Origin of the sequence: Lentzea sp. NPDC092896 (genome assembly GCF_044754905.1) — a bacterium.
GTDB lineage: Bacteria > Actinomycetota > Actinomycetes > Mycobacteriales > Pseudonocardiaceae > Lentzea.
Map to the genome: position 1 here is coordinate 155,626 of NZ_JBIVPX010000001.1, position 24,746 is coordinate 180,371.

Below are 24,746 nucleotides of genomic sequence, written 5' to 3' on the forward strand. Positions count from 1 at the left end.
GCAACAGGAAGCTTACCGGTCAGGCTGCCTTGTCGAGCAGGGAGGGTGGGCGATCCGGGAGCTCCGCATCGGGGAAGCCGAGCCACCAGCGCATGAACTGGATGAGCACGCTGCCACCCCTGCGGCCGGCGACAGCCTTGTACTTCTTGAGCACCTCGCCTGGTCCGCGCAGACCATAGAAGTCGTCCTTGGGGCCGTCGGGGTCCGGCGGGCGACCGCCCTTGTTCGGCTCGTCGGTTGCCATCTCACCTCCTTGTGGGGTCGGTGATGAGGCTACCGTGAACTCGTCCGGTTTTGAAACTTGCAAAACAGGACGGAGTGGCGTACGTTTTGTTTAACAAAACCAGGTGACCAGGGAGATCAAGATGGCCGCACCGCTCATGGAGCGCCAGATCGGCGACAGCAAGCCGTTCGCGCTGCCTGCGACGTCCGGTTTTGAACCCATCGCAACGGGACGCTCGGTCGTTACGGACTGCGCCGCCGACGCGTGGGACGAGTCCGACAAGCAGGCCCTGACCGACCTGCGCGACACCTTCGGCGACGACCTGGTCGACGCCTACGAGTCCGACCTGCGCCACGCCGCGCACTGGCTGATCGAGACACACCTGCGCGCCGAGTGGCGCAACCGCGACTTCCTCGTGACGTTCGCCGACAGCGCGAACTCCGGCGCCGACGGCGTCACCTACGCCGTGCCCGCCGACGAGGTCTGCCACCAGGTGTGGCAGGCCGCCGCCGACGCGATCACCGATAAGGACCTCGTCCTCGAAGCCGCCCTCGGACACGTCTTCCCGCTGGGCACCGAGCTGGAGCGCCACCGCGCCGCCCTGATCTACCGGCTCAACGAGTGGGCAGAGGGCGAGTCCTGCGAACGAGCCGAACAGCAGCTCGAAGGAATTCGCGCGGCCGTCGAGAACGCCAAGACCCGCGAACAGCTCATCGCCATCAGCAACAGCTTCGCCTGAACGTGACGGCGCCGGGCTCGTGCACCGCTTCCCCCGAGCCCGGCGCCGTCGACCAACCAACCGCGTTCGCCACCGAGTTGGAGGTACCCCGTGAAGTACCGCCTCACCCGGATCGAGACCACACCGATCCTCGCCAGCACCAACCCCCGCATCGGCTGGGCCGTCATTGGCGGCTTCTTCGGCGCCACCCTGCTGCTCACGCTGATGTTCCTCGCCGGGCCCGATCGCCCCGCGTACACGCCGTTCTTCACGGTCGCCACCCCGCCCGCGTCGGCTTCGCACTGAGCCAGACGTCGCCGGAACTCCACACCCTCCCCGCTCCGGCGGCGTCACCCCAACTCGTTTGCCAGCAACACCTCTGATCGGGAGTCCACCGATGAACACCTCCACCACCGCGAAGCTCGTGGGCACCATCACCGCCCGCACTGCGCGCGGCCGCCGCCGCAGCCACGGGCAGCAGCGCGCCGCCGAGTCCCAGTCCTGGAAGGCCGAGGCCCGCGCCGACATCGCCGCGCTCCGGATGGTGACGGTCTGATGAGCGACTTCCCGAACCTCGACAAGCTCAGGAAGACGGACCCCAACAAGCTGACCGCTCGCCAGCTGCAGGTCCTGCTCATCCAGCGCACCGCCGAGAACACCAACGGATCCTTCGCCGAGCGCACGACGCGCACCGCGAGCCTCGGCGCCGATGTGCCTGCCCTACTCGCCCACATCGACGAGCTCTACGGCGAGATCGAACACCTCCGCAAGTACACGGAGACCACGAAGTACCACCAGGACCAGCACGCCGCTGCCGTGCGGAACCTGGAGAAGGCCCGCGCCGAGGTCGTGCAGATCGCGATCGACACAAGCCCGCACTACCGACAGATGCGGGACGAACGCGACTCCGCACGCCGCGAGCGTGACGAGGCCATGGCCAAGCTGGACAGGCTGAAAGGGACTGTCGAGGTCGCGCATGTCCGCGAAACCAGCACCTCGACGAACTTGCTCATCGCGGATGGCGAGACGCAGCATGGACCCGACCAGTTGCTGGCCGACTGCTCCTGCGGCGGCTCGTACTACGCCCCCGCTGGAGGCGATGAGTACGGCGCCTTAGAGAGCGCGCACGCCGAACACGTCCGCTTGTCGGGCGGCGCCAAGTGAAGCGCGCCACCGTCCACGTGGACTTGTCCAACAAGTCCTGCGTCGTAACCGACGGCGCCACCCAGCACGGCGCCTGGGCACCCGGCATCACCCGCTCCAACGTCGAGGACCACATCGCCAACGCGGGCTGGATGTTCGCCGATGGCAGCGAGTGGCGCATGACGATCGACGGAGGCGTCCGCGAAGTTGTGCTGGACGAGCGGGTCCTCATCGACGACGTGTTCCTCGACATCGTCGGCAGCGCCATGCCCGACGCTCATGGCGCGCTCGCGAACGACGACCTGTGCGCACGTCTGCTGGCCGCCCGCAACAACGCCGAAGTCAGCCTGACGCGCGAGATCGCCCCCACGCCGTGCGCAATGACCGTGCTCGCCATGGCGCGTGCCGCATGACCGCCACCGTGCCCCGCGAAGACCTCGACGGCGCCGTGGTCGAGCACACCGCGCACTCCGCGATCGTCGCCGCTCGCAGCCTGTCTGCCGCAGTCGTCGCCGACTACAGCCCGAAGCAGCAGGCGGCCGCCGAGCGTCGCCTCACCTACCGCCACAACACCGCCGACGAGCGCCGCACCCTCCCCGCAGGGAGGGCGTCGTGAGCGACATCGTCATCCAACTCCACGCCGCCCGGCCCGCGAGCGCCAAGGAACGCCAGCTCGACATCCAGCTGACCCGCACCCAGATCCAGCTCAGCGCGCTCATTGACCACATCGTCACCGAGGCGGTGTCCCGTTGGCTCAGCCAGCAGGAGACCTCGCCGACCGACGAGCAGATCGCCGCCGAGCAGGACCGCTTCCGCCGCCACTACACGGGCGTCGCCGCAGCGGCCACCCAAGGACGAAGGGCCCAGCCGTGAAGCACGCCCGCGTCTACGCATTGGCCGGCATCGCCGCCCTCGTAATCGGTGTGGCAGTCGGAATCACGACCGGCGCCCTCGGCTACGGCTTCAGCGTCACTCTCGCCGCGCTCGGCGTGGTGGCGCTCATCGCCCTCGTGACGTCCAGCGTGATCACGCTTCGCCGTGCCAACCGCACGGTCAACCAGATCTTCGACGACGAGCTGGACCGCCGCACCCCGCCCACCGACACCACCGGAGAAACCCGATGACCGCCGACGGCGTGCCCGTCCTGCCCCCCGACCTCAGTGGACAGAGCAAGATCCTCTCGCTGACCCGCAAGCACCTGCTCACCCTCGACGAGACCGCGATCTGGGACGACGCCAACAGGCTCGCCAACCAGTTTGTCGAACTGGTCGTCGACAGCGCCACGAAGAACTACAACGACGCGCAGCTGTGGGCAGCCTCGATCAGACTGCTGCGCCCAGCGATCGAGGGCGAACGACAGCTGACGATCAGCCGCCAGCTGGTCGCGATCGTGCGCCGCGTGCGACACCCCGAGCAGCGCGTGTTCGCCCCTGGCGACGCTCTTCCGTTGCCCCCGCCCAAGAAGATGAGCGACCTCGACGGCGACCTGTGGATCCACCAGGACAACGCCGGCCGCGGCTGCTACCGCATGAGCGCCGCCGACCGCCGCCGCAACCGCTCCAGCGCCATCGGCGAGTACGAGGGCGTGAAGGTGTGGCCGTTCCTGCTCGACGCCGAAGGCCCGATGACCGAGGTCACGGCGAAGCCCAAGCCCGCCACGAACGAAGGCGAGTGACCGCCATGCCCAAGCTCACCCCGCGCGAGCTCGCCGCACTGCACGAACTGCACCGTCCCCGCGCCCAGATGCGACACGAGGTCGACCTGGCCCTGATCGCGGCTGGCTCCTGCACCTACGACCTCAGCGTCTGGTCAGGCCGCGAGAACTGGATGGAGATGACGGCCCAGCAGACGCGCGACGAGGCTGGCCCGGCAGGTCTCGCCAAGCTCGACGCGGCGTTGAAGCAACTCACGGACGCACGAACCAAACTGGCCGCGATGCTCGACGAACAGCAGGCGGCGCAGCCATGACCGCCCCGGACCCGTTGGTGTGCATGGACCTCCTCGCCGCCGGCCAAGCTCCCGACTGCGGAGAGCCGCCCACCGCGCACTGCTCCAGCTGCAAGGGCTGCCCCGACGTCTGTGCCTGCCCGCCCCTGCCCGCGATCGGCACCCAGGTCATGCCCAAGCCCGGCATCCGCTGGCACGACAAGCCCATGCGACAGGAACCCCACACCGTCGTCGCCACCTGGGACTACCGCAACGAAGGCGACCCGCGCGACCACGCGATCGTCGTCCAGCCCACCGCCCTCGTGAACTACGCCATCAGAACGCACGAACCCGTCGACACCCAGTACGGCCGATACCTCGACCTCGACGACATCGAGCTTCTCCCCGACCAGCCGCGCATCACTTTTACCGCCAAGGAGAACTCGTGAGCGTCGAGACCCGCGCCTACGACAAGCCCAACGACGACGGCTTCCCGCCCGACCCCGTCGTCGTGCTCGTCGCCACTGGCACAACGGACGTGTCCCGTCTCGTGCAGGCCCTTTCGCGCGGCAACAGCGAGCAGGTCAAGCAGGCAGAGCACATCGCCCGCCAGCTCCGCCGCCATAACGCCGGCCGCGCCGCACTCAGCCTGCTCAAGCAGCACGGCGGCGCGGACTTCACCAACACCCGCCCAGCGGCGGTGAAGGTCGACCTGGCCAACTTCTTCATGAGCCAGGACGAAGGCGGATACCCCGAGCTTCGGCGCGCCAAGGACAGCCAGGACGCAACCGGCGTGTTCGTCTGCGACGCCGACGGGACGAGCCTCGACGAACTCGTCAACCGCGCCGCCGACTTCGAGCACGAGCCCGCCGAGGCGGTGCACGGTGGCTGACACGACGATTCCTGTGCCGGGCGCCTGCCAGCACTGCGGCATCGACAAGCAGGACCACGTCCAGCGTGGGGGGCGTGACGTTGGCCGCCACGGCTGGACCGCGCCCACCACCGAGCAGATCCGCGAACGCATGCTCGCCCGCCGCGCCGCCCAACAGGCCAACCGCCCGCTGGAGACCACCCAGCCGACCCCGCCACCGCTCATCCCGCGCAACCCCGAATGCTCGTTGTGCGGCGACGAAGTCAACCTCGAAGACGACTACTTCCTCTGCGAGAACTGCGACATTTCCTGGCCCATGTACGACCAGGGCTACGCCCCCGGCGAGTGGACGCAATTCGGCAACGTGCGTTGCCAGGAAGTCGTCCAGCCGCGGCTCGACAACACCTGGATCCGCAACCTCGCCGAGCGCGCCGAGCGCTTCCAGTGCGTGCTCGATGCGGACCACGTCAAACACAAACTCCCGCACGCCAACCCCGACATGAGCCACATCGCGAAAGGATGGCGCTGATGGCTGACGTCAGCATCCCGCGCGACGCCGTCGAAGCCGCCGCCCGCGCCCTGGCCGAGTCCGACACGCCCCCGCAGAAGTGGGACGACCTCCAGCCCAGCGCCCAGTACCGGTGGGCCGTGCGCGCGAAGGCCGCCCTCACCGCCGCCGCGCCGCTCATCGTGGCCGCCGAGCTCGACCGCATCGCCAAGGCGTTCCGGGCCGAGTACGACGAGCTGACCGAGGACGTCGACGTGGTGCGCGACCCCGCCGCGCTGGAGCTGTACGAGAAGGCGAAGAAGTTCCGCGCTCGCGCCACCGAACTGCGAGCGCAGCCGTGACCGTCTACATCCACCGCGAACTGGCGTGCGACCGCGGCGGAGTCGGCACGTTCTCCTGCAACACGGCATACCACTCGTCCGCCGGGCAGACCGCGCTCGCGCTGCGCCGCGAGGCCAAGAGGCAGGGCTGGACACGCCGCGACGCCAAGGACTTCTGCCCTGAGCACTCAGCGGGTATCGACGAGGCGCCGGGCTACCGGCACGGCGACCTCGTCACCGACCCCGAAAGCGAGAACCACGAGTGACCGCGCCGCCCTTCGCCTACTACGGCGGCAAGACCCGCCTGGCCGACCGCATCGTCGACAAGTTCCCACCGCACCAGCACTACGTCGAACCGTTCGCCGGCTCCCTCGCGGTGCTGCTGTCGAAGCCGCCGGCGGCGATGGAGACCGTGAACGACCTCGACGGCGATCTGATGACGTTCTGGCGGGTCCTGCGCGACCAGCCCGCCGAGCTGGCGCGCGCCGCGGCGCTGACCCCGCACTCACGGACTGAGCACCGCGCGTCCGAGACACGGCCGGAGGACCTGTCCGACCTGGAGCGTGCTCGCCGCGTGTGGGTTCAGCTGACCCAGGGGCGCGGCGGCACACTGCGCACCACTGGCTGGCGGTACTACCTCAACCCGGCCAGCTCGCCGTCGACCTCGTTCCCCGGATACCTCGACGGCTACGTCGGCCGCATGGCGCCCGCCGCCGAGCGCCTTCGCAGCGTGAGCCTGGAGTGCAGGCCGGCGCTCGAGGTGATCGAGGCGTACGGCCAGCACGAGAACGTCCTGCTTTACGTCGATCCGCCGTACCTCGGCTCGACCCGTGCCAACCGTCAGTACCAGGTCGAGATGAGCAGCGCGGCCGAGCACCGCGAGCTCGCTGTGGCCCTGCTGAAGTGCCGCGCGTCGGTCGTGCTGTCCGGGTACGACTCGCCGCTCTACGCCGAGCTGTATGACGGCTGGCACATCACCCGGATCAAGACCACCACTGGGAACAGCTCCACGAACGGCGAACGCACGGAAGTTCTGTGGTCCAACCGTTTGCCGCAACCGACACTGTTCTGCGATCAGGAGACGGCCCTGTGAGCGAGGCGCTGGTTCTCGACGAGGGTGGCGACCTGATCGAGTACGCCACCGCGCTGTTCAACGCCGCGCGCACGCACCGCTACCAGTTGACCCGCGTGTGGGACACCGACGTGCCGCCCGTTGTGTTCGTCATGCTGAACCCCTCGATCGCGGACGCGTTCGTGCCGGACCCGACGATCACCCGCTGCCTCAACTTCGCTCGACGCGAGCACGCCGGAGGCTTGGTCGTGATCAACCTGTTCGCGCTGCGCTCAACCGACCCGGCCGTGCTCGACGGCCACCCGAACCCCGTCGGCCACAGCAACAACCGCCTCATCGCCGAAGCCGTCCAGGACGCCGCAGTCGTCATCGCCGGATGGGGCGTGCCTGGCAAGCTCCACGGCCGCGACCGCGAGGTCGCCGCCCTGCTCGCCGAGCACGGCATCGACCTGAAGTGCCTGGGCCGCAACAAAGACGGCTCCCCGAAACACCCGCTCTACGTGCGCGCTGACCAGCCGCTTGAGCCCTACCGACTGGAGATCCACGCATGAGCCGTGCAGCACAACGCATGCAGAGCGTCGCGACCCACCGCCCGCCCACACGCCGGCGCCGCTTCCGCCACGACGAACTCACCGCCGTGGACCTCTTCTCCGGCTTCGGTGGGCTCACCAAGGGCGTTGAGATGGCCGGGTTCACCGCGATCACCGCCGCGAACCACCGCGCCTACAAGGTCGAGGTGCACGAGGCGAACCACCCGCACGTCGAGCACTGGATCGCGGACCTGGTCGACACCGAGTCGGCGGCCTACCACGACGTGCGCGACCTGCCCGCCGCAGACCTCCTCGTTGCCGGAGTGTCGTGCGTCAACCACAGCCCCGCGAACACGAAGAAGGCCTACGCCGAGGGCCTGACGTTGTTCAACATGGATGACCCGGACTACGAGGAGCGGGTCACCCGCAGCGAACGGGACAGGGCGACCGCGAACTGCGTGCTGCACTACGCCCAGAAGCACCTGCCGCGCATGATCCTCGTCGAGTGCACCACGCAGTTGACCTCGTGGGGTGCGGCGGTGCCGGGCCGGAAGAAGGTCGGCGACGGCAGCACCTACCGGTGGTGGCTCAAGCAGTTCGAGCTCCTCGGCTACGACCACAAGGTCATGTACCTCAACACCCAGTTCTTCGGCGTCCCGCAGTCCCGCGACCGCGGTTTCTGGGCATTCTGGCTCAAGGGCATTCCCGCGCCCGACCTGGAGCACCGGCCGATCGCCTGGTGCGACCCGTGCCACAAGGTCGTGGAGTCGGTGTGGACGTGGAAGACCGGCCTCCCGCCGACCGGCAAGGTCGCCTACGGCGAGCAGTACAACTACCGCTGCCCGTCGTGCCGCCGCGAGGTCATTCCGACGATGGCGCCGTCGATCAACGCCCTGGACCTCACCAACCTCGGCACCCGCATCGGCGACAAGCCGATCAAGGACTACAAGGACAAGGACGGCACGGTCGTCTACCGGGGCCGGATGGCGGAGTCGACGACAGGCCGCGCCGAACGGTGCCTGCGCAAGTTCCCCGACTACCCGGCGATCCTCATGCCAGCGAAGGGCGCGCACGGCACCGAGAAGCACCCGTGGCAGCCGATGGCCACACAGACCAGTCAGCAGGAGACCGCGCTCCTGTCCACCGGGTCGGTCGCGGTCACCGGCCACGTCATCGCCGCACACAAGCACAACGGCGACGGCCAGCACTTCAGCCAGCCAATGGACACCGTCACCAGCACGCATGAGAAGGCGATGCTGTTCGCCGCGATCGACAACTACCAGGGCGCCCAGCGCGGACTGGACGAACCGCTGCCGACGCAGGGCGGCTCCGAGACCATGGCCGTGGTGTCCGCGCGGGTCATGCCGAACCGCACCCACGCCACGAGCCGCAGCCTCGGGGAACCGATGGAGACCCTCGTCGCCGGCGCCGGGGCGGGCGGGCTCGGGATGCTGTCCGCGGCTGGTGTGGTGCCGTTCCGCAAGAACACCCTGCCGACGTCACACGCCGAGCCGATGCCAGCTGTGACGGCGGCTCAGATTCCTGGCCTGCTCACCGCTGCCGGGTTCATTAAGAACAACGGCTCCATCGACGAAGCCAAGTACCGCGCTCATCCCCTGAGCGATCCGCTCGGCACGATCGTCGGGTCAGGTGCCCACCAGTCGTTGCTGTCAGCGGGCTGGTACAAGCAGAACGGCACCGGCGTGGACGCGACGGCCCCGCACCCGGTCACCGATCCGCTCGGAACGCTCACCTCCCGCGACACCACGGCGCTGCTCGCTGCCGAGTGGCGTGAGGCTCTGTCGCAGGTCACGTTGGAGGACTGCTACTTCCGGATGCTGGGGCCGCACGAGATCGGCCGCGGTTGCGGCTTCGACGTCTCGTTCCCTGGTTACGGCTACGAGGGCAGCTTCGTCGTGTGGGGCTCGGCCCGGGATCAGACGGACGGGTTCGGCAACGCCGTCACGCCGGCCGTTGGCGAATGGATCGGTACCCGTCTGCGCGAAGCCCTTCACCGCACCGAATCTGTTGCCTGAACAACCGTCCACGGAGGACATGCACGTGATCAAGATGGAGAAGTTCCTCATCAGCAAAGGCCCCTACGCCGTCGACCTGGGCAGCTTGCGCACGACGCAGCACGGGCGTGAAGACGGCAGCTTCTACTGGGGTGCTCGGGTCAGCGGCGCCTGGTTCCGCCGCCGACGCGGCGTGACCGTCGCCTGCATTGGCTACCTGTGGGACTACCAGGACAACGAACCCGCCGACGCGCTGGCGTTCTTGGCCGCGCACGACGACGGCCGCTACGGCGGCACCACGCTCGGCCGCTGGGATGGCTCCGGGTTCTGGGGCGATGTGTCGTTGGAGGAGCAGGAAAAGCACCTGGCGATCCTGCGGCCGATGCTGGCCAACTACCCGGCCGTGCCCGCTGGCTTTGACGGTTGGTGGAAGTTCTGATGGCAAAGGAGCCGACGGCGTACCGAGCGAGCGACGAACTCGCGGCGGCGTACCGCCAGTACCTCGTGGACTGTCATGCGCAGCACGAGAAAGCCAACGCCTACAACCGAGCCAACCCCGAGCTGCCGCTGTACATCTGGCAGTCCCGCTACGACCACGGCATCACCGTGTGCGGGTTCGTCGACAAACCCAGCCAGGCGGTACCGCCCGGACTAAGCCGGAAGCAGGACCGCCCGTACTTCATCCCCCGTCGGGGAATCACCGGCGACGGCTGGCGAAAGGTGATCGCCGAGTACGACAGGTACCCGAGCCTCCAAGAGATGGTGCTGCGTCCCCACGGCCTGGCGGTGTGCCTGCGGGTCGACTTCAACCTGCACGTCGCCGGCATCTTCGACTTCGGCGAGCCTGGCGTGTTCGTACGCATCGGCACGCCATACCCGGAGCCCGGCAACCACCTGACCGTGGTTCCGCTGTCCGAGTTCTACCGCGCCAAGGAGAGCTTCGAGGGAGCAAAGGCGGTGGCATCGTGACGGCCACGAGCGGATGGACGAGCCACGGCTGGTGGTACGGCCCCGATCCCGAGCCAGTCGAGGACAGGCCGGACGAGCAGGCGAAGTGCGGCGGACCTGCCATGTGCCGTACCTGCAAGGCGGAGTCCGGTCAGGTTGTTGAGCCTCGGATTCCGGAGCCGGCCGTGCGGGTCACGGCCTACACCGTGTCCTGCCTGCCGGTCGACCACGTCGGCTACAAGAAGCTGAGCCTGACCGTCTCCGAGTACACGCCCGGCCTGTGGGCAGTCACCAGGAACGGGTTCTTCTACGACCAGAACGAGAATCGGTACAGCGAAAGCACAGTGAAGGCTGACGAGGAGGTCGCGCGGGACGTTCTGTTCACCCTCACCAGCGCGACCACACTGGCGAAGCGCCTCGCGCCCAACGTGAAGATCGGCGGCCGGACCGTCGCTTCCGCGCTTGCGAGGGCAGAGCGATGACCACAGCCATGTCGAATGAAGGCCACGAGCGCACCGAGTACTGCCCGAGATGGGCCTGGCCGGGCGGCGACGTCACCCACGGACCGATCAGCGTGAGGAGGGAACAGGCCGGGTCGTACGACCTGCCTGCCAGCGCGCTGAACAGCGAGCTGGTGCAGCGCACGATCGCCATCTCGCCGTGGGAACCAGTCCTGCCGGACGGGGTGCTGCGCTTGGACCAGGTCGCCGCCGAGGAATACGCGGGGATCAAGGTCGCTGAGCTCGGCGACGGCGTCGTCGAGGGCTACAACGTCGTCGCGTTCACCGACAACCCCGTGATGGCACTCGCCGCCGTGCGTGCACATTTCGCGATGGCTCGCGGGGAGATTCCGGGCCTGCTGTCTCGGTGGGACGACGACCCGGTGCGGTGGTGGCAGGTGTTCGATACCTGCGGCTGTGGCGACGTCTGCCCACACGGTGACCCAGACGATGAGGAGGTCGTGCACGGCTGCCAGCGTGCCGGGCTGGCGCCGTGCGACACCGAGGGTGAGTCGTCCTGGATCGGCGTGCTGACGGAGAAGGACGCGCCCGGCGCGCTGCCTTTCGTCGAGTTCGAAGTCGGGGCCTCCTACACCCCTGACGAGTGGACCATCCTGCTGCAGGGCCTGGTCATCGACGCGGAGCAGAAGCTGCGCACGCTCTCCAAGAAGTGCCTCGTCGCGAAGACCACGCTCGACAAGCCGTACAGCGACGCACCCGGCACGACACCGTGGAAGCAGTTCGTCGAGCAGCCGACTCGGGACGCCTACAACTTCGCGGTCGAGATCCGGCGAGCACTGAAGGCACGAGGTGTGCAGTCGTGACCCCGGAGCAGGAGTGCGCCGAGCAGGACCGCGAGGACGAGTTGCGCCGCGCGGCCGAGGAACGGCCGGAGCGGCCTGGTGACGCGATTGCGGAGACGATCGGCCTTGCCGTCAGCGAAGCGTTGGCGCGCGGCGAGTTCGTTGCACAACTCGCCGAGCGCGGCTGGGCACTTGTACACGTTGGCGATGGCACGTGTCCGGAGCCGTCCGCGCAGTGGCTGCACGACGGTATCGACATCACCGCGCAGGGCTGGATCGACCCGATGGAGCGGCTGCACGAGCTGTGGCGGTCCGCGTGGGAAGCCGGACGTCTTGTTGGCAGCGACACGCAGACCAACGCCGTGTTGCAGGGACGAGCGGACCTGAAGAACGCCGCCCAGCTTCTGAGGCACGGGCGGGACGTGCTGGAGTGGCTGCACGCCGAAGCGGTGTGGCAGCGAGACGAGGCGTTGGCCGCGCTGGAGAAGCAGCAAGCCGTGATGGCCAAGCTTGACCGTGACATCGACGACGAGCTCGGGTACCGCGACTCGATGGAGGAGTGGGCAGACAAGCTCGCCTACGCCGTCGCACCGGTTGAGGTGATCGGCGAGCACTCCAACGCCAACAACCCATGGCAGAACGCGCTGGAGATCCTGAACCGCTCCGGGTACGTGCCCGCGATGCTCTGCGAGGCCGGCCCGCTGACTGACCTGCCGACGACCGGTACGTGCGGTGGCGGCGACTTCGACGGCCCGTACGACGACGAACCCTTCCGCTGCAACGAAGAAGCAGTGCCCGGCTCCGAATACTGCGCGGGCCACGACCACGGCCCAGTGAGCGAGACTGACGTGAGTGCCGAGGTGAAGCGGTGAAGCGCGCACAGCGGTTGCCCGAGTTGTGGCGGCGCATCAGCAGAGGCGGTTTCGGCCGCTACTCGGACCCGCGCGGCATGCTCCAGGCACGCGAGCCGTGGTGGCACAGGTTGCGACGTTCAGGCCGCGCGTCATGACCGCGGTTCGCACAGTCACGTTCTCCTGCGACCGCAACAGCTGCAAGAACACCACCGTCGTCGTGGTCGCTGGCTCCACGATCGACGAACCGTTCCAGCGGACCGCTCGCAAGCGTGCCTACGACGCGGGCTGGGCGTTCAACAAGGGCGAGGACCTGTGCCCCTCTCATCGCCTCCCACCGCGGGCGGCCCGGTACGCGGACTGCCCTCGTGAAGGCTGTGGTCGCCGCGTCGCCGTGAATCGCAACGGATCTCTGCACCGCCACCGGCGCCTGGTCGACGGAGTGCTCGGACCGTCCTGCCGAGACCCGATCAGCGGAGACAACCACACCCGGTACCCGAACCTGGCCGCAGACCGGTCTCTGGAAGGAAAACCCAATGCCTGAGCGTATCCAGCGCGAACGCACCGCTGGCTGGAAGATGCCTTCGAACACGAAATTCGTGGGCCGGCCAACGAAGTGGGGCAACCCGTTCGCGCTCAACACCGACTACGGGCTCGCCCGCGTGCCCGGTGTGCTGAGTGGCGAAGCATGGGAGTACGAGGGGCGCATCAGCAGCGACGGCGCACGCCACGACTACCACCACCCCGACGGCCAGATCACGGTCTGCCACGTGCGCTACATGACCGCGGCCGAGTCCGTCGAGACGTACGAGCGCCTCCTCACCGGCAACCTGAGTCCGTCGATGGTCAGCGCAGGCTTCCGGCTTGACCGACGCCAGGCCACCGTCGAGTACGCGCGCCGTGAACTCGCGGGCAAGAACCTCTGCTGCTGGTGCTCCGTCTGGGAGTCCGACGGCACGCGCCGACCGTGCCACGCGGACACCCTGCTCAGGTACGCCAACCCGGCCAGCCCGGAACTGCTCGACATGGTGGCCGCGAGGGACTTCATCGACTTCCCGACCGGATGGCGACTCGCACGAGAGGGCGTCCCGCACTGGACGCGAAAGTGCTCCTACGTCTCGGAGAACGGCGCGTTCCTGTGCGACTGCGACGCCATCGAGGTGCGCTGGTGCGAACTTCGTCAGCAGCTCGGCCTCACCGTGGACGACGACCAGCTGCCCACCCAACAGATGGCCGTGATCGTTGCAGGAACCGGCATCCAGGTGCGGAAGGAATCGCAGTGAGCGCGCACATCGTGAACTGGACCAAACTCATCGACTTGCTGGAGCAGGCCTGCCGATCCAGGCAGAAGTCGATGCGCCAGGTGGCCAAGGAACTTGGGATCGCACAGTCGGGCCTCACCAGGATGCAGCAGGGCAAGAGCCTCTCCGCCGACGCGACCGCCGCGCTGGTTGCATGGCTTCACCCCGACGACATCCCGGCATGGATCGAGCCGAACAGCGAGCGGTTCACGCAGCCCCTGCAACAGAACGGAGTGGGCAGTGGCCGCTAGCTACCGCCGAGAGGAGACCACAACCACAAAAGTGCGGCTGATCGCCGACGCGCCCGTGGATGGCACTGCGGACATCTACCAGATCCTCGTCCACGCCAGGCAGGAGCTCAACGAGCACCTCGGCAACGGGCGCGACGCCGGTGACCCCGGCTACAGCCGCATCTGGCTGGAGCCGGTCGGGTCCGAAGGGGAGGACGACTCCGGGATCGCCGTGTGCTTCGACAAGTCCGTCACCCGCGCCGTTGACGGCACGCTGTCGAGCGGAGGAACAACTCGTGCGCACTGACGCCCGCGTGGTCGTCGCCCGCATCCCGGCCGGCCAGCCCCTCGAACTCACCCAGTCCGTCATCGCGCTGTTCGGCACCGTGCTCGACGACTGCCACATCGCCCCAGGGAACGGCGCCGACTGCGCCGCGGACATCGTCGGCGGTGAAGGACTGCCAGACGGCGACATCGTCAAACGCCTGCGCCGCGCCACCCGGAAGCTCGGCAAGACCCTGCCGAGGCCCGTCCCGGAGGACGAGGCCGATGACACGTTCGCCGAGGACCCGCTGCGGTTCAACGCGATGCGGGCTACCGAAACGGGCATCGCGTTCGGTCTGGGCGGTGCCACCGAAGCAGCCCGCGCTTTCGCGGCCGAGCTGCTCGCCGTGTTCATTCCCGCCCTCGATGAAGCCGGGGCCGAGAACTACCTGTCCTGGGACGCCCCGAACACAAAGACAGGCGAGACGTACTCCGTGATCTTTGTGAAGCCCAACGGGCTCACGCCGCACCAAGCCCGCCAGCGCGCAGACGCAGAAGCCGAGCGCCCGCGAGAACTGTGCAAGGCCAACAACATCGACCCGGATCTGCCGCGCACCAGCGAAAGGAACGACACCGATGCATGAGGCAACGACCGGCGCCGCCCTGATCGCCGCCGAGCGAGCACGGCAGATTCGCGAAGAGGGTCACACCCCCGAGCACGACGCCGGCCATGCAGGAGAAGACCTCGCCATCGCGGCGTGCTGCTACGCCTTGCCGACGACGATGCGTAAGTTCAAGCGCGACGCGCCGCTCAACCCTTACGAACACCTTGATCCCGCCGACCTGGCGCGCGTCGTGCCCGTGCTGTGGCCGTGGACGTACGAGGCGTGGAAGCCGTCGGACGACCGCGTGCGCGAGCTGGCGAAGGCGGGGGCGCTGATCGCAGCCGAGATCGACCGCCTCCAGCCTGCGCCAGCCGAACCGGACGACAACCTCGACGACGAGCCGATCCACCGCTGGTTCGGCCTGTCCTACTCCAACTACCTGGTCGTGCCCCGCACGCTGCTGCAGTCGATGCCGGGCGAGTGGCAGCGCGAGTTCGTGCACCTGCTCGAACAGTTGCACGCCGCGTTCCGATACGTCGATCAGACCGAGTGCTACGAAGTGGTCCCTGGCACTGAGGCGATCGTCAACGAGCTCAGCACCGAGCAGCGCAAGCAGCTTGGGATCACCTGCTCCACCGACGACATGACCGACGAGCAGTACGAGGCGTTCCTGGATGCCGAGGATGGCGAAGCGTTCTACGCGGACAAGGACGGGCGGCCGCTTGACGCGCACTCCTACATCGTCATCCCCGGCGCAGAGGAGGTGCCGCCGTACAACCGCGGCCGCACCCACCTTGAACCCGACCTCAAGGCCTACGCCAGCGCCCGGTTCGGCTTGGAGGACCAGTGACCGACATGCTCGACCTCGGCACCCCCGCACTCACGACCCCGGCGAAGCCCGCCGCGGCGAGCCCGAACGCCAAGGCGTTGTGCGAGGCGCTCGAACGTCACTACACCGGCGGCGTCGGCCACAAGGACCGCGACAGCCACGCCGTCTTCCGCGAGCTCAACGCACCCGACAACATCCACCGCGCCGACTTCGTCGCCATCAGCGTGTGGGGTTCGCGTGGCCTCGCGATCGACGTGCACGAGGTCAAGGTGTCCAGGGCGGACTGGCTCACCGAGCTTCGGCAGCCGTCCAAAGCGGAAGCCTGGTGGCCGTACTCCAGCCGCTTCTGGCTCGTCGTCCCCGACGCCAGCCTCGTCAAGCCCGGCGAGCTTCCTGACGGCTGGGGGCTCATGGTGCCGCCGAAGAACGCGCGGGGGAGGGCGATGACCATCGTGACGCCAGCGGCCGTGCGTCAACCTCACGTGCCGCTCGAACTGCTGGCGCGCCTGCTGATGCGCTACCAGGCCGAGGAGAAACGGCGCACCGAGAAGGCCGTCGTCGACGCCGCGGCGCAGGCTGCTGAGGACGCGAGGCGGTCGATCACACGCAACAACGACCCGATGACGCCCGAGCAGCGCGAGCGGCTTCACCAGCTCGACCTCCTGGAGACCATCGTCGGCGACAAGATCGGCACCTGGAACGGCCGCTACACCACCAGGCAGATCGGGGACGCCATCCGGTGGCTCGAAGCCACGCGGCGGCTGCCCAGCAAGCACGAACTCGCTCGGCTTTCCAGCATGGCCGACCAACTCAACAAGACCGTCACGCAGCTCGGCGCGCTGGTCGACGTCGTCGAGCAGGGGAGGGAGACCGCCTGATGTCGGCGACCACAACACACCGCCTCGACCTGCCCTGGGAGCGCCCGCCGCTGCGGTCCAACGACCGTCGGCACTACCGCGAACAGGCCAAGGTCGTCGCTGCCGTGCGCAGCGCCACCGTCGTCCTCGCGCGAGCCGCGAAGCTCCCCGCCGGCAACCACCTCACCGTGCAACTGCACTACGCCCCCGGCCGACGGACCCGCATGGACTCCCACAACCTCCACCCCACCGTCAAGGCCTGCGTCGATGCACTGGCCCGCGGCAAGCGGCGCGACTGGGTCGGCCTCGAGCTCGTCCCTGACGACACCGACGAGTACGTCACGATCCTCACCCCTCAAATCCACTACCCGCCCGAGCCTGGCCCTCGATGCTGGCTCACCGTGGAGGTTTCCTGATGAGCAGCGACTTCAGCTCCGACGCCACGCTCGCGCTGCGCCGCCTGTACACCGACCCGACCCAGATCGCGTACATCGAGGAACAACGCCGCCGGGCCGCCCGCGTCCTGGCCGGCAGCTTCGCCCGCGACGCCGACGACTGCGCACTCCTGCTCGACGCGCTCGGCCTCACCCCGCAAGACGGACTCACCGCGGAGAGGCCGACGTCGTGACCTTGGCCGAGGCTCTGTTCTGGGCCACGCTCGCGCACTTCGTCGGCGACTACGTGCTGCAGTCGCACTGGATGGCCACGAGCAAGACCAGCTCGTGGTTGCCGGCCATCGTGCACGCGATCACCTACGGCGTCCCGTTCCTGTTCGTCACCCAGAACCTGGTGGCGGTCGCGGTCATCGTGGGGACGCACGCGGTGATCGATCGGTACCGGCTCGCCCGCTACCTGGTGTGGTTGAAGAACTTCAGCGGGCCGCGCGGGAGTAACCCGTCGTGGTCTGCGTGCAGTGCGACGGGGTATCCGCCGGAGACACCTGCGTGGCTCGCGGTGGGTCTGATGATTGTCGTGGACAACACGCTGCACATCCTGATCAACAGCGTGACGATCGCGGCCACCTGGCCCTGAGTGGCGGATGGCAAGAACCTGACAGAAACGCGACACCTGCGCGGGTCGCGCACAGCGCGCTCTGCCACGCGGTACCAAGTACAGAACCGAACCCGAGAGGACCACAGTGCCCACCCAGCCCGCGATCGCCGCCGAAGCTCTCACGACCAACCATCCGAGTCCACAGTGGAGACACATCGTCCGCGCCAGCCTTCCCGGCGGCCTGGTCGCTCCGCTGGCGGCGTGCCGTTCGACGCATCGTGCCGCGATCGTGGAGGAGGCGCTTCGGCGCTTGAGCGACGCGGACCCGGAGGCTTTCGCGCAGCTCGTGCGGGACGCGAAAGCCGCCGAGCAACGGGAGGACAGCGACTCGGAACTCAAGACTGGTACTTGGGTTCTCTGGGTCGGGCGTCTGATGCGGATCGTGAATGTCGGCCCCTACTCCGAAGAGAACCTCGTTGGTGTTCTTGAGCCGTGGGCGTTCGACATGCGCGCGAAGGGAGAGACGTGCGACGTCGACGCGGCGCCGCGTCACCAGCTTCGTGTGCTGACCGACGAGGAAGGGCAGCGGCGTCGCGCGGAACGTGACGCGCGCGGGTACTGACGCGACAACGACGCGGCCCCTGGACCCACCTGGTCTGGGGGCCGTTGTCGTGCTGGCACACTTCGATGCGTGGCGAACGACGACAAGTGGGCTTTGCGTAAGACCCTGCCCGACGGGCTCGACCTGGAGGTCGTGCTCTATCGCGAGAACGCGGACGCCCCAGCACCTCGCCTTGGCGGCCTGTGGGCAGTGTGGCCGGACCAGGTGTGGTGGCAGCGGCCTGACGGCAGGTGGCAGCGAGGCATCGTGACGGCCAGGGACCTGGAGACCACTCCGCAGCGGTGGCGGCCGGCGCCGGATGAGGGCCTGAGCTCGGCATGGAGCCTCGCGGCGTCGTAGGGGTGGGCGCTGGCTCAGCCGCTCCTGGTCGGTGAGTCAGCTGTCGTCGCGATCGGGCCAGGGTGTGCGTTCAGCACGGGGTGCCCGCAGGCTGGCGGCGAGGGCTGCCGGGACCAGGCGGTTGGTTCGCCGGGCAGGAGCGGGATGGGCGCGGGGCCGACGCACCACTCGGCGTATTCGGGGCTCTCGCGTTCGCAGGCGACGCAGACGTAGCCGCGGAGCTGGTGGCAGGTGTCCCAGGTGATGAGCATGCGGTCTGGGCGGTTGCCGCGGAGGTCGTGCGGGTCGTGGGGGCGGACGCACTGCTGGGGTGGGATTTCGCGCAGGCCTTGGCCGTGGCGCTGGTAGCGCATCCGGCCGATGATCGGCGTCTCGTCCTGCATGCCAGGCATCGTAAGCACAGGTCACGTGCATGCGGATGCGTCCACGAGTGCGGCCCCTGGACCGGTTGGTCCAGGGGCCGCAGGGATGGCGTGGTGTTCAGGCAGGCCAGCTCGCGTTGCCGTCCTGATGGTCGCCGTCGTGGAATGCGGGCTGTCTGCACTCGAAGAACTCGTTAGGCGTGCTGCCCTGCTCCTGGTCGCGTGCCCCGCACGTCGGCTTCGTCTCGCGCACCCACTGGATCAGCTGCCCGGCGAGGGAGCGGCTGATCTGGTCAGGCCACGGCAGGTAAGGGCTCTCGGGCAACACGCCGTCTCGGCCGAGGACGCCGGCGACGTCGACGAGGTGACTCAGCATCTCGTGCAGTGTCGTGCCTGGCGCGATGTGACCGTAGTTCTCCAGCAGGATCGGGGCAGGGTGGGGATTCGTCGTGGGCACTACGACTCCTTCCGTGAATGTTGCGGGCTGACAAGAGAGTCTGACGGTCAGGCCATGCGGAGTCAGACGGCGACGAGTTCGTCGGGGCGGATCACGCGGTCGAGGTCGACGTGCAGGTGCCACACCGCCACCTGCAGGCCGAGCCGCTCGAGCTGGTCGTGGATGGCCTGGCCGACCGCCGCGGCGCGGTGCTTGCCGCCAGCACAGCGCACCCACACGACGACCTGCTTGACCGCGGCCATGCCGGCGACGAGCTGCACGGTGTTCGCGACGAGCGGTCGGGCGCCGGTGGTGGCGAACACGAAGTCGGCGACGTCGGCGTCCAGGCCGGTGCGGTTGAGCATCTCGCCGGACGGCACGTGGGCGGGGTCGGCGAGGAAGTCACGCAAGTCGAGGGCGACCGTCGGCTTCGGCGTCGTGGACGGCATCTCGTGGTGGAAGCCGCCGGTGACGATGAGGGCGTCGAGGTCGGGGAGCTGGGTGGCGGTGGGCATGCGTTCAGCTTCGGTCGGATCATCGGCTGATGGGAGGTGTTGCCCGTTGCGTTGCGCAACAGGCAACAGGCCGTTCACAGGTAGTCGTCGAGCGCACACCACGCACCCGTTGCCCGCTCGACCACGATCGCGTTACTTCCGGCCGGCCACAGCGCCGGATCGGTGACGGTTTCGAGGTCGCCGTCGTAGCCCCAGTCGGGGCCGAGGTACTGCTTGTTCAGCCTCGTGTCGACTTGGCCGGTCGAGGTGACGAACGTCGAGACGTGGGTGGCGGGCTCTTCGTCGTCGGCGTGCGGTTCTTCGCAGTCCGGCTCGAGGCAGAAGCACGGGCCTTCGTCCTCCGCTTGCTGGGCGGCTTCGAGGACCTGGATCAGGGCTTGCTCGGTGATCACCGGGGGAACTCCGTTCCGATCCACCACTGGCCGGTCGTGCGGTCGATGACGACGAGGTCGTCGATCCAGGCCGCGTAGTCCTTCAGTTCGATGGCGGCGTTCTCTGCGTTTTGGATGAGCTCGCCGTGGTCGTAGCCAAAGGCCTCCTGGTTCGCGTCCGTGTCCAGCTGACCGTCAGGGGTGACGAACGCGATGCCCAGGAGCGGCTGGGCGTTGCCGTCCTCGGCGGGGTGGTTGGCGTCGCAGTCGATGTCGTCGCAGTAGCAATGCAGCTCGTTGTCTTCGGCCTTGAGGCCAGCGAGGAGCTGCTGGGCTGCCTCATCGGTGATCACCGATGTGCCTCCTTGTTCGCGATGGGTGTCGTCGGACCCAGTCATAATGCTCGACTATCGATCGTTATGACAAGCGCGTCGCGCGAAGAAGGAGGGAGGCCGTTCCGGTGTGCTCGATGGTCGAGCATTATTGGCCGATGACCGACGAGATCTGGACCACCGCGGAGGTCGCCAAGTACTGCGGCATCAAGGACACAGTCGTCAGCAACCGCATGATCCGGCTCGGCGTGCCCGTCCACGATCGCGAACCTGGAAGAGGCGGACGCAACCGCTACATCGCACGCCTCGTTCGCGACGCTGTCGACAACGCCCCCGGCAAAGGCAACCGCACCCCGCGAAACCTTCAGTCTGACGCGTCCACGTAGCCTCCAAACGACAGCAGCCCCCGAACCTTCACGGCTCGGGGGCTGCTGTCTGTCTCACGCCTCGTTGTCCGGCGGAACGACCGGCTCCTCTGCTGGAGCCGGCGGCCAAGCGGCCGAAGAGTCCCGCTCAAGCACTGCCACGACCTCGTAACGGGCGCCGTCCATGCGGGTGTCGTTGACCTCAACTGCCCGGCCATCCGGAAGAGTCGCGGTTCGCAGGATCCGCACCAGCGGGCCGCCGTGCACCACCCCATCGAGCGCGTCGGCCTCTTCGGTGCCCGCCGCCACGGCACCCTGGGCTTCCTCCCAGGCAAGCGGCTGACCGTAGTGCTCCTCGATCCGGTCGTAGATACCGCCCAGTCCAGTGTCTTCCTCGCCGATGACAGGCAGCTCGTCGCGTAGCCAGGCCGGCAGGTACGACACCGCCCGCTGTCGCCCGCGAGGTTCAGGTTCAAGCTCGCCGAGGACGCGTGTTCGCATCACGACCTCGGAGCCCGGCTCGATGCCGAGACGGCGCGCGATCTCGGCCGGCGCGGGAACGATGTCCACGGTCGGTGTGCTGATGGCCCGGTAGCCCTGCGCGGTCTCGTCGAAGAAGTAGCTGATCCGATCGCGGAAGACGAATCTGCGCCGCGGCACACGCACGACCGGCTCCGGCCCCCTCACGAACACACCGCCGCCGCCGCGGCTGACCACCAAGCCTTCTGCTCGCAGCAGGTCGTACACGTTCTGCGCGGTCTGCTGTGCCACGCCGAAGCGGGCCATGATCGCGCGCCCGGTCGGCAGCTGATGACCGGGTTTGTACCCGCCACGGTTGATCTCTGCGCGCAGCTCGTCGGCGATGAGGCGTGCCGTGTACTTCGGCGGCGGGGTGGACATCGCCTAAGCGTACGGGGGAGTGCTCTAGACAGCTTTGCCACGTTTGTACTCTAATGCTCTAGAGTGACTGCTCTAGAGCAATTCCGACGACGAAGGGAGGGCCCATGGCCGACGACGAGTGGCTGCTCGTGCCGGAAGTCGCCAAGAAGATGCGGGTGTCCGCACGGACCGTCTATCGACTCGTCGCAAACCGGCTGCTCACGGCGCACCGCGTAGGCATCGGTCAGGGCGGCATTCGCGTCCGGGATAGCGCCGTCGACGCATTCATCAAGAGCCGCGAGCAAGCGGCCGACACCGCGTAATCCGCAGAACACCCACCACTGAACGCGAAGGGGCCGACATGACCGACCACGAGCAGCGGCTGAACGAAGTCAAAGGGCTCGCCAACGCCGCAGACCGTGCACTGCAGAACGCCTGTACCGATCGGCCCGACCTGGTCCAGTACCTGACCGAACGGCGCAACGAGTGGCAGGGCCTGGCCGACGACATGTCGCGGCGGTCCTCATGACCGACAGCCGGTCACCTCGTCAGGTCGCCCACCGCATGAGGTTCTGGCGCAGCCTGCTGGCCTGGCTCGGCTGGGGACGCCACATCGCCGTGTGCGGCGCGGACCTCGACGCTGAACAGCCGAATCTGCCCGAGTGCATCGACTGCGCCGCCCAAGTCCGCCGCTGATCCACAGAACACCACCACTAAACGCGCGAACACTTCCCGAAGGGACACGTCATGCAGCCGGGCCCCGCCCCGCTCACCAAGCCCACGCCGCCCGAGTTCAAGCTGCGGAAGCTGATGAAGGTCGCCTACGGCATGAGCGTCACCACCGGCGGTCTTGGCCAGGTGCTCTTCCTCGGTGACAAGTTCGGCGGCACTGCACCCGCCTACGCTGCCGCGCTGTTCCTTGCCGCGTTCGTCGAGTTCTGCATGGTCTCTTCTGGCGACTCAAGCTTGCACCACCGCGTCGACCACGAGGCGTGGAAGTTGATGCTGGCCCTGTCGCTCGGCTTCGCTGGATACGCCGCCGCGAACCAACTGCTGCACTTTTGGCACACCGACCTCGCGCTCGCCGTGATGTTTGCGGGCGCCTCGGTAGCCGGGTTCCTGCTGCACATCCTCGACGGCCACATCCGGGCGGCCGCGTACCTGCGGGCACTCGCGAAGTGGGAAGCCGCCACCGCCGCTCCGGTTGGTGTGCCGCAACAGCGGTCTGCCCGCCAGACCACTCCGCGTCCCGCGACCAAGCCCGCTCCGGCGGCGCCGCGACCTGAAGCCAGCGCACCGACCGTGACCACCCCCGCCACGGACGGCGCGACCATGCCCGTGCTGGACCCCAACCCCTCAGAACCGGGGTCCAGCACGGGTCCTCGGACCGACACGAACGTCCGCCCGATCAGTGAGGGCCTCAGCCAGCGCGAGCAGGTGTGGCGCTGGTTCGTCGAGCAGGTCAACGCCGCCGACGGTGACGTCTACGCCGTCAAGGGCGCGGACCTCGTCGAGCAGTTCGGCTCCGAGCACCTGAGGAAGAAGATCAGCGACCTTCGCACCCGCTACAAGAACGAGCACGGCAAGACCGCCGTCAACGAGTAGCCCACGACCACCAAACAAAGAGGGGAAGCAATGGAAACCGCACTCGCTGGCTCCAGCATCGTGGGCATCGTCATGCTCGTTCTGGGTGGCCTGATGTACTGGAAGAAGAAGTCCATCAAGGTTGTCACCTGGCTGTGGGTCTGCGCAGGCTTCACCCTCGCCGGCAGCGTGGTGACAGGCCTGAAGGACCTCATGAAAGAGGCCGCGAAGGCTGGCACCGGACTTACTGGGCTCACCGTCAGCGCAATCGTCGGCATCCTCGGCTGCGCCGCGTTCTGGCTCGTGTGGCACGACGTCCCCCTGCGTCGCGGTAAGGGGATCTCCAGCGGGCGAGAAGGCGCACTGGGCAGCAAGTCGAGCGGTAAGCGGTACACACCGTTCGTCGGCCTCCTCGCCCCGATGCTGACCTTGTCGTGCACTGGCCTGCTGGGCATCTGGAGCGGGAACACGGCCTCCTTGATCGGTCGCCTCGGTGGCCCGCTTGCCACGTTCTTCGGGGCGTGACATGGAAGCGATCCTGTTCATCATCTTCCTCTTCTGGTTCTTCAGCGGGCGCCTGTTATCCGACCTGCAGACCCTTGGCCGGCGCGCACTCGCGTGGGGCGCAGACAAGGTCGCCGCGCTCGCTCAGCGGCATGCCGCCCGCTCGCCACGGTTCGCGCCGTTCGTTGCGAAGCTCGCCCAGCACGGTGCCGCGAAGTTGCGGAACCGGCCCTCGCCGACCGACCCGCGCACCTCCAACGGCCAGCAGGCCGCGCAAGCCGCGTTCGAGGGGGCAGGGGTGGTCGCTGCTGCTGGCGTCGCGCTGATGCTCCTGTGGGTGCGGATTGCGGTCGCCGACGCGATCGGCGCGGCCCAATCCGCAGGACAGCCGCGCGCCACCGAAAACGACTCGAAGTGGGCGTGGGCAGCCAGCTGGGTCGCCTGGGCGCGCTGGCCCAAGCCAGGCGAGCCCAACGCGCCCGTTTACGCGACCGCGCAGCGCACCGATCGGCCCCCGCCCCTCGCTCTTCCTGCTGGCACCTCAACAGCGGGCAGCACGAATAACACCGGATTCACCACTCACTGGAGGTCAGCGTGACCGCTGCCATTGCCAACACCACCACGACCGTTGTCGCCGGCGAAGGCGGCCTCGGCCCCTACATCAGCTTCTGCCAGTCCATGTCCTCGACCTGCGAGAACGGCCTCGGGATCGTCGAGACGACCCTGAGCGACATGTACGGCCGGGGCTGGGGTGCGGAAAAGACCCAGGGCATCGAGGCCGCGCGCGACCAGCTCGCCGCCGCGCAGCAGGCATTCAACGATGCGGCGGCCGAGCTCGAACGAGCAACCGGCATCGCCGAGCAGTACGACGCGAACCCCGGCGCAGGCGACAAAGAGTCCGTCACCAACCGCTGACCGCAGAGAGGGTCG

General features: G+C 68.0%; 50 protein-coding genes. 43 read left to right on the forward strand and 7 right to left on the reverse strand.

The features are described from left to right. Positions 1-19: 19 nt before the first annotated feature. On the reverse strand, positions 20-244 hold the full coding sequence (locus tag ACIQF0_RS00855; RefSeq protein ID WP_401023234.1) for a hypothetical protein: 225 nt from the start codon (positions 242-244) through the stop codon (positions 20-22). A gap of 103 nt (positions 245-347) precedes the next feature. Between ACIQF0_RS00855 and ACIQF0_RS00860 the strand changes: the two genes are divergently transcribed. From ACIQF0_RS00860 to ACIQF0_RS01030, 35 genes are all read left to right on the forward strand, one after another. Further along, positions 348-962 (forward strand): hypothetical protein, encoded by a 615-nt coding sequence (locus ACIQF0_RS00860; protein WP_401023235.1) that lies wholly within the window; start codon positions 348-350, stop codon positions 960-962. Between the two features lie 90 nt (positions 963-1,052). Then, on the forward strand, positions 1,053-1,247 hold the full coding sequence (locus ACIQF0_RS00865) for a hypothetical protein (protein WP_401023236.1): 195 nt from the start codon (positions 1,053-1,055) through the stop codon (positions 1,245-1,247). 91 nt (positions 1,248-1,338) lie between these two features. Further along, positions 1,339-1,497 carry a hypothetical protein gene (locus ACIQF0_RS00870; RefSeq protein WP_401023237.1) on the forward strand — a complete coding sequence of 53 codons (159 nt, stop codon included), beginning with the start codon at positions 1,339-1,341 and terminating at the stop codon, positions 1,495-1,497. Then, a complete protein-coding gene (locus ACIQF0_RS00875) occupies positions 1,497-2,105 on the forward strand; it encodes a hypothetical protein (RefSeq protein ID WP_401023238.1) in 609 nt (202 codons plus the stop codon). The genes ACIQF0_RS00870 and ACIQF0_RS00875 overlap by 1 nt, the downstream gene beginning before the upstream one ends. Beyond that, positions 2,102-2,497, forward strand: coding sequence for a hypothetical protein (locus tag ACIQF0_RS00880; protein ID WP_401023239.1), 396 nt, complete (start codon positions 2,102-2,104; stop codon positions 2,495-2,497). Before ACIQF0_RS00875 ends, ACIQF0_RS00880 begins: the two co-directional genes overlap by 4 nt. Continuing rightward, a complete protein-coding gene (locus ACIQF0_RS00885; RefSeq protein ID WP_401023240.1) occupies positions 2,494-2,700 on the forward strand; it encodes a hypothetical protein in 207 nt (68 codons plus the stop codon). The genes ACIQF0_RS00880 and ACIQF0_RS00885 overlap by 4 nt, the downstream gene beginning before the upstream one ends. Beyond that, positions 2,697-2,957 carry a hypothetical protein gene (locus tag ACIQF0_RS00890; protein WP_401023241.1) on the forward strand — a complete coding sequence of 87 codons (261 nt, stop codon included), beginning with the start codon at positions 2,697-2,699 and terminating at the stop codon, positions 2,955-2,957. Before ACIQF0_RS00885 ends, ACIQF0_RS00890 begins: the two co-directional genes overlap by 4 nt. Further along, on the forward strand, positions 2,954-3,208 hold the full coding sequence (locus ACIQF0_RS00895) for a hypothetical protein (RefSeq protein WP_401023242.1): 255 nt from the start codon (positions 2,954-2,956) through the stop codon (positions 3,206-3,208). Before ACIQF0_RS00890 ends, ACIQF0_RS00895 begins: the two co-directional genes overlap by 4 nt. After that, positions 3,205-3,759, forward strand: coding sequence for a hypothetical protein (locus ACIQF0_RS00900; RefSeq protein WP_401023243.1), 555 nt, complete (start codon positions 3,205-3,207; stop codon positions 3,757-3,759). Before ACIQF0_RS00895 ends, ACIQF0_RS00900 begins: the two co-directional genes overlap by 4 nt. Then, entirely contained in the window at positions 3,756-4,052 is a 297-nt protein-coding gene (locus tag ACIQF0_RS00905) for a hypothetical protein (RefSeq protein ID WP_401023244.1), read from the forward strand. Before ACIQF0_RS00900 ends, ACIQF0_RS00905 begins: the two co-directional genes overlap by 4 nt. Next, positions 4,049-4,459, forward strand: coding sequence for a hypothetical protein (locus ACIQF0_RS00910; RefSeq protein WP_401023245.1), 411 nt, complete (start codon positions 4,049-4,051; stop codon positions 4,457-4,459). The genes ACIQF0_RS00905 and ACIQF0_RS00910 overlap by 4 nt, the downstream gene beginning before the upstream one ends. Beyond that, positions 4,456-4,902, forward strand: coding sequence for a hypothetical protein (locus tag ACIQF0_RS00915; RefSeq protein ID WP_401023246.1), 447 nt, complete (start codon positions 4,456-4,458; stop codon positions 4,900-4,902). The genes ACIQF0_RS00910 and ACIQF0_RS00915 overlap by 4 nt, the downstream gene beginning before the upstream one ends. Beyond that, positions 4,895-5,410 carry a hypothetical protein gene (locus ACIQF0_RS00920; RefSeq protein WP_401023247.1) on the forward strand — a complete coding sequence of 172 codons (516 nt, stop codon included), beginning with the start codon at positions 4,895-4,897 and terminating at the stop codon, positions 5,408-5,410. Before ACIQF0_RS00915 ends, ACIQF0_RS00920 begins: the two co-directional genes overlap by 8 nt. After that, positions 5,410-5,730: a hypothetical protein gene (locus ACIQF0_RS00925; protein WP_401023248.1), complete on the forward strand. Its 321-nt coding sequence runs from the start codon at positions 5,410-5,412 to the stop codon at positions 5,728-5,730. The genes ACIQF0_RS00920 and ACIQF0_RS00925 overlap by 1 nt, the downstream gene beginning before the upstream one ends. Further along, positions 5,727-5,975, forward strand: a complete 249-nt coding sequence (locus ACIQF0_RS00930) for a hypothetical protein (RefSeq protein ID WP_401023249.1) — start codon at positions 5,727-5,729, stop codon at positions 5,973-5,975. Before ACIQF0_RS00925 ends, ACIQF0_RS00930 begins: the two co-directional genes overlap by 4 nt. Then, complete coding sequence (locus tag ACIQF0_RS00935) at positions 5,972-6,802, forward strand: DNA adenine methylase (RefSeq protein WP_401023250.1); 831 nt, start codon at positions 5,972-5,974, stop codon at positions 6,800-6,802. Before ACIQF0_RS00930 ends, ACIQF0_RS00935 begins: the two co-directional genes overlap by 4 nt. Continuing rightward, positions 6,799-7,332: a DUF1643 domain-containing protein gene (locus ACIQF0_RS00940; RefSeq protein ID WP_401023251.1), complete on the forward strand. Its 534-nt coding sequence runs from the start codon at positions 6,799-6,801 to the stop codon at positions 7,330-7,332. The genes ACIQF0_RS00935 and ACIQF0_RS00940 overlap by 4 nt, the downstream gene beginning before the upstream one ends. Beyond that, positions 7,329-9,347, forward strand: a complete 2,019-nt coding sequence (locus ACIQF0_RS00945) for a DNA cytosine methyltransferase (RefSeq protein WP_401023252.1) — start codon at positions 7,329-7,331, stop codon at positions 9,345-9,347. The genes ACIQF0_RS00940 and ACIQF0_RS00945 overlap by 4 nt, the downstream gene beginning before the upstream one ends. 25 nt (positions 9,348-9,372) lie before the next feature. Continuing rightward, positions 9,373-9,765 carry a hypothetical protein gene (locus ACIQF0_RS00950; RefSeq protein WP_401023253.1) on the forward strand — a complete coding sequence of 131 codons (393 nt, stop codon included), beginning with the start codon at positions 9,373-9,375 and terminating at the stop codon, positions 9,763-9,765. After that, the gene (locus ACIQF0_RS00955; RefSeq protein WP_401023254.1) at positions 9,765-10,295 is read left to right on the forward strand and encodes a hypothetical protein; all 531 of its coding nucleotides are present in this window, start codon (positions 9,765-9,767) and stop codon (positions 10,293-10,295) included. The genes ACIQF0_RS00950 and ACIQF0_RS00955 overlap by 1 nt, the downstream gene beginning before the upstream one ends. Further along, complete coding sequence (locus ACIQF0_RS00960) at positions 10,292-10,756, forward strand: hypothetical protein (RefSeq protein ID WP_401023255.1); 465 nt, start codon at positions 10,292-10,294, stop codon at positions 10,754-10,756. The genes ACIQF0_RS00955 and ACIQF0_RS00960 overlap by 4 nt, the downstream gene beginning before the upstream one ends. After that, positions 10,753-11,598, forward strand: a complete 846-nt coding sequence (locus ACIQF0_RS00965) for a hypothetical protein (protein WP_401023256.1) — start codon at positions 10,753-10,755, stop codon at positions 11,596-11,598. The genes ACIQF0_RS00960 and ACIQF0_RS00965 overlap by 4 nt, the downstream gene beginning before the upstream one ends. Further along, entirely contained in the window at positions 11,595-12,449 is an 855-nt protein-coding gene (locus ACIQF0_RS00970) for a hypothetical protein (RefSeq protein WP_401023257.1), read from the forward strand. The genes ACIQF0_RS00965 and ACIQF0_RS00970 overlap by 4 nt, the downstream gene beginning before the upstream one ends. Before the next feature lie 133 nt (positions 12,450-12,582). After that, on the forward strand, positions 12,583-12,972 hold the full coding sequence (locus tag ACIQF0_RS00975) for a hypothetical protein (protein WP_401023258.1): 390 nt from the start codon (positions 12,583-12,585) through the stop codon (positions 12,970-12,972). Next, the gene (locus tag ACIQF0_RS00980; RefSeq protein WP_401023259.1) at positions 12,965-13,711 is read left to right on the forward strand and encodes a DUF4326 domain-containing protein; all 747 of its coding nucleotides are present in this window, start codon (positions 12,965-12,967) and stop codon (positions 13,709-13,711) included. Before ACIQF0_RS00975 ends, ACIQF0_RS00980 begins: the two co-directional genes overlap by 8 nt. After that, positions 13,708-13,980: a hypothetical protein gene (locus ACIQF0_RS00985; RefSeq protein WP_401023260.1), complete on the forward strand. Its 273-nt coding sequence runs from the start codon at positions 13,708-13,710 to the stop codon at positions 13,978-13,980. The genes ACIQF0_RS00980 and ACIQF0_RS00985 overlap by 4 nt, the downstream gene beginning before the upstream one ends. After that, positions 13,970-14,266: a hypothetical protein gene (locus ACIQF0_RS00990; RefSeq protein ID WP_401023261.1), complete on the forward strand. Its 297-nt coding sequence runs from the start codon at positions 13,970-13,972 to the stop codon at positions 14,264-14,266. Before ACIQF0_RS00985 ends, ACIQF0_RS00990 begins: the two co-directional genes overlap by 11 nt. Then, entirely contained in the window at positions 14,256-14,867 is a 612-nt protein-coding gene (locus tag ACIQF0_RS00995; RefSeq protein WP_401023262.1) for a hypothetical protein, read from the forward strand. The genes ACIQF0_RS00990 and ACIQF0_RS00995 overlap by 11 nt, the downstream gene beginning before the upstream one ends. Then, on the forward strand, positions 14,860-15,678 hold the full coding sequence (locus ACIQF0_RS01000; protein ID WP_401023263.1) for a hypothetical protein: 819 nt from the start codon (positions 14,860-14,862) through the stop codon (positions 15,676-15,678). The genes ACIQF0_RS00995 and ACIQF0_RS01000 overlap by 8 nt, the downstream gene beginning before the upstream one ends. After that, entirely contained in the window at positions 15,675-16,535 is an 861-nt protein-coding gene (locus ACIQF0_RS01005; protein WP_401023264.1) for a hypothetical protein, read from the forward strand. Before ACIQF0_RS01000 ends, ACIQF0_RS01005 begins: the two co-directional genes overlap by 4 nt. Beyond that, positions 16,535-16,930, forward strand: coding sequence for a hypothetical protein (locus ACIQF0_RS01010; RefSeq protein ID WP_401023265.1), 396 nt, complete (start codon positions 16,535-16,537; stop codon positions 16,928-16,930). The genes ACIQF0_RS01005 and ACIQF0_RS01010 overlap by 1 nt, the downstream gene beginning before the upstream one ends. Then, positions 16,930-17,142 carry a hypothetical protein gene (locus ACIQF0_RS01015; RefSeq protein ID WP_401023266.1) on the forward strand — a complete coding sequence of 71 codons (213 nt, stop codon included), beginning with the start codon at positions 16,930-16,932 and terminating at the stop codon, positions 17,140-17,142. Before ACIQF0_RS01010 ends, ACIQF0_RS01015 begins: the two co-directional genes overlap by 1 nt. After that, on the forward strand, positions 17,139-17,546 hold the full coding sequence (locus tag ACIQF0_RS01020) for a DUF3307 domain-containing protein (protein WP_401023267.1): 408 nt from the start codon (positions 17,139-17,141) through the stop codon (positions 17,544-17,546). Before ACIQF0_RS01015 ends, ACIQF0_RS01020 begins: the two co-directional genes overlap by 4 nt. Positions 17,547-17,796: 250 nt before the next feature. Then, positions 17,797-18,129, forward strand: coding sequence for a hypothetical protein (locus tag ACIQF0_RS01025; protein WP_401023268.1), 333 nt, complete (start codon positions 17,797-17,799; stop codon positions 18,127-18,129). Between the two features lie 69 nt (positions 18,130-18,198). Continuing rightward, a complete protein-coding gene (locus tag ACIQF0_RS01030; protein ID WP_401023269.1) occupies positions 18,199-18,468 on the forward strand; it encodes a hypothetical protein in 270 nt (89 codons plus the stop codon). 14 nt (positions 18,469-18,482) lie between these two features. Here the strand turns inward: ACIQF0_RS01030 and ACIQF0_RS01035 are convergent, their stop codons facing one another. The 5 genes from ACIQF0_RS01035 to ACIQF0_RS01055 form a co-directional block, all read right to left on the reverse strand. Beyond that, positions 18,483-18,851 (reverse strand): hypothetical protein, encoded by a 369-nt coding sequence (locus tag ACIQF0_RS01035; RefSeq protein WP_401023270.1) that lies wholly within the window; start codon positions 18,849-18,851, stop codon positions 18,483-18,485. 97 nt (positions 18,852-18,948) lie between these two features. Then, complete coding sequence (locus ACIQF0_RS01040) at positions 18,949-19,287, reverse strand: hypothetical protein (RefSeq protein ID WP_401023271.1); 339 nt, start codon at positions 19,285-19,287, stop codon at positions 18,949-18,951. A 62-nt stretch (positions 19,288-19,349) separates the two neighbouring features. Then, complete coding sequence (locus ACIQF0_RS01045) at positions 19,350-19,781, reverse strand: hypothetical protein (RefSeq protein ID WP_401023272.1); 432 nt, start codon at positions 19,779-19,781, stop codon at positions 19,350-19,352. 74 nt (positions 19,782-19,855) lie between these two features. After that, positions 19,856-20,173: a hypothetical protein gene (locus tag ACIQF0_RS01050; protein WP_401023273.1), complete on the reverse strand. Its 318-nt coding sequence runs from the start codon at positions 20,171-20,173 to the stop codon at positions 19,856-19,858. Then, positions 20,170-20,505 (reverse strand): hypothetical protein, encoded by a 336-nt coding sequence (locus ACIQF0_RS01055; protein WP_401023274.1) that lies wholly within the window; start codon positions 20,503-20,505, stop codon positions 20,170-20,172. Before ACIQF0_RS01055 ends, ACIQF0_RS01050 begins: the two co-directional genes overlap by 4 nt. Before the next feature lie 137 nt (positions 20,506-20,642). Between ACIQF0_RS01055 and ACIQF0_RS01060 the strand changes: the two genes are divergently transcribed. Beyond that, complete coding sequence (locus ACIQF0_RS01060) at positions 20,643-20,870, forward strand: hypothetical protein (RefSeq protein WP_401023275.1); 228 nt, start codon at positions 20,643-20,645, stop codon at positions 20,868-20,870. A gap of 54 nt (positions 20,871-20,924) precedes the next feature. Here ACIQF0_RS01060 and ACIQF0_RS01065 read toward each other — a convergent pair whose 3' ends face one another. Next, the gene (locus ACIQF0_RS01065) at positions 20,925-21,749 is read right to left on the reverse strand and encodes a GntR family transcriptional regulator (RefSeq protein ID WP_401023276.1); all 825 of its coding nucleotides are present in this window, start codon (positions 21,747-21,749) and stop codon (positions 20,925-20,927) included. Positions 21,750-21,853: 104 nt separating this feature from the next. Between ACIQF0_RS01065 and ACIQF0_RS01070 the strand changes: the two genes are divergently transcribed. Genes ACIQF0_RS01070 through ACIQF0_RS01100 form a run of 7 tightly spaced genes read left to right on the forward strand, consistent with a single transcriptional unit; the run spans position 21,854 to position 24,731 of the window. Then, positions 21,854-22,051, forward strand: coding sequence for a helix-turn-helix transcriptional regulator (locus tag ACIQF0_RS01070; RefSeq protein WP_401023277.1), 198 nt, complete (start codon positions 21,854-21,856; stop codon positions 22,049-22,051). Between the two features lie 38 nt (positions 22,052-22,089). Further along, positions 22,090-22,257 (forward strand): hypothetical protein, encoded by a 168-nt coding sequence (locus tag ACIQF0_RS01075; RefSeq protein ID WP_401023278.1) that lies wholly within the window; start codon positions 22,090-22,092, stop codon positions 22,255-22,257. A 35-nt stretch (positions 22,258-22,292) separates the two neighbouring features. Beyond that, on the forward strand, positions 22,293-22,424 hold the full coding sequence (locus tag ACIQF0_RS01080) for a hypothetical protein (protein ID WP_401023279.1): 132 nt from the start codon (positions 22,293-22,295) through the stop codon (positions 22,422-22,424). A 51-nt stretch (positions 22,425-22,475) separates the two neighbouring features. Next, complete coding sequence (locus ACIQF0_RS01085; protein WP_401023280.1) at positions 22,476-23,333, forward strand: hypothetical protein; 858 nt, start codon at positions 22,476-22,478, stop codon at positions 23,331-23,333. 30 nt (positions 23,334-23,363) lie between these two features. Continuing rightward, positions 23,364-23,837, forward strand: coding sequence for a hypothetical protein (locus ACIQF0_RS01090; protein ID WP_401023281.1), 474 nt, complete (start codon positions 23,364-23,366; stop codon positions 23,835-23,837). 1 nt (position 23,838) lies between these two features. Next, entirely contained in the window at positions 23,839-24,414 is a 576-nt protein-coding gene (locus tag ACIQF0_RS01095; RefSeq protein ID WP_401023282.1) for a hypothetical protein, read from the forward strand. After that, on the forward strand, positions 24,411-24,731 hold the full coding sequence (locus ACIQF0_RS01100) for a hypothetical protein (protein WP_401023283.1): 321 nt from the start codon (positions 24,411-24,413) through the stop codon (positions 24,729-24,731). The genes ACIQF0_RS01095 and ACIQF0_RS01100 overlap by 4 nt, the downstream gene beginning before the upstream one ends. Positions 24,732-24,746 lie beyond the last annotated feature (15 nt).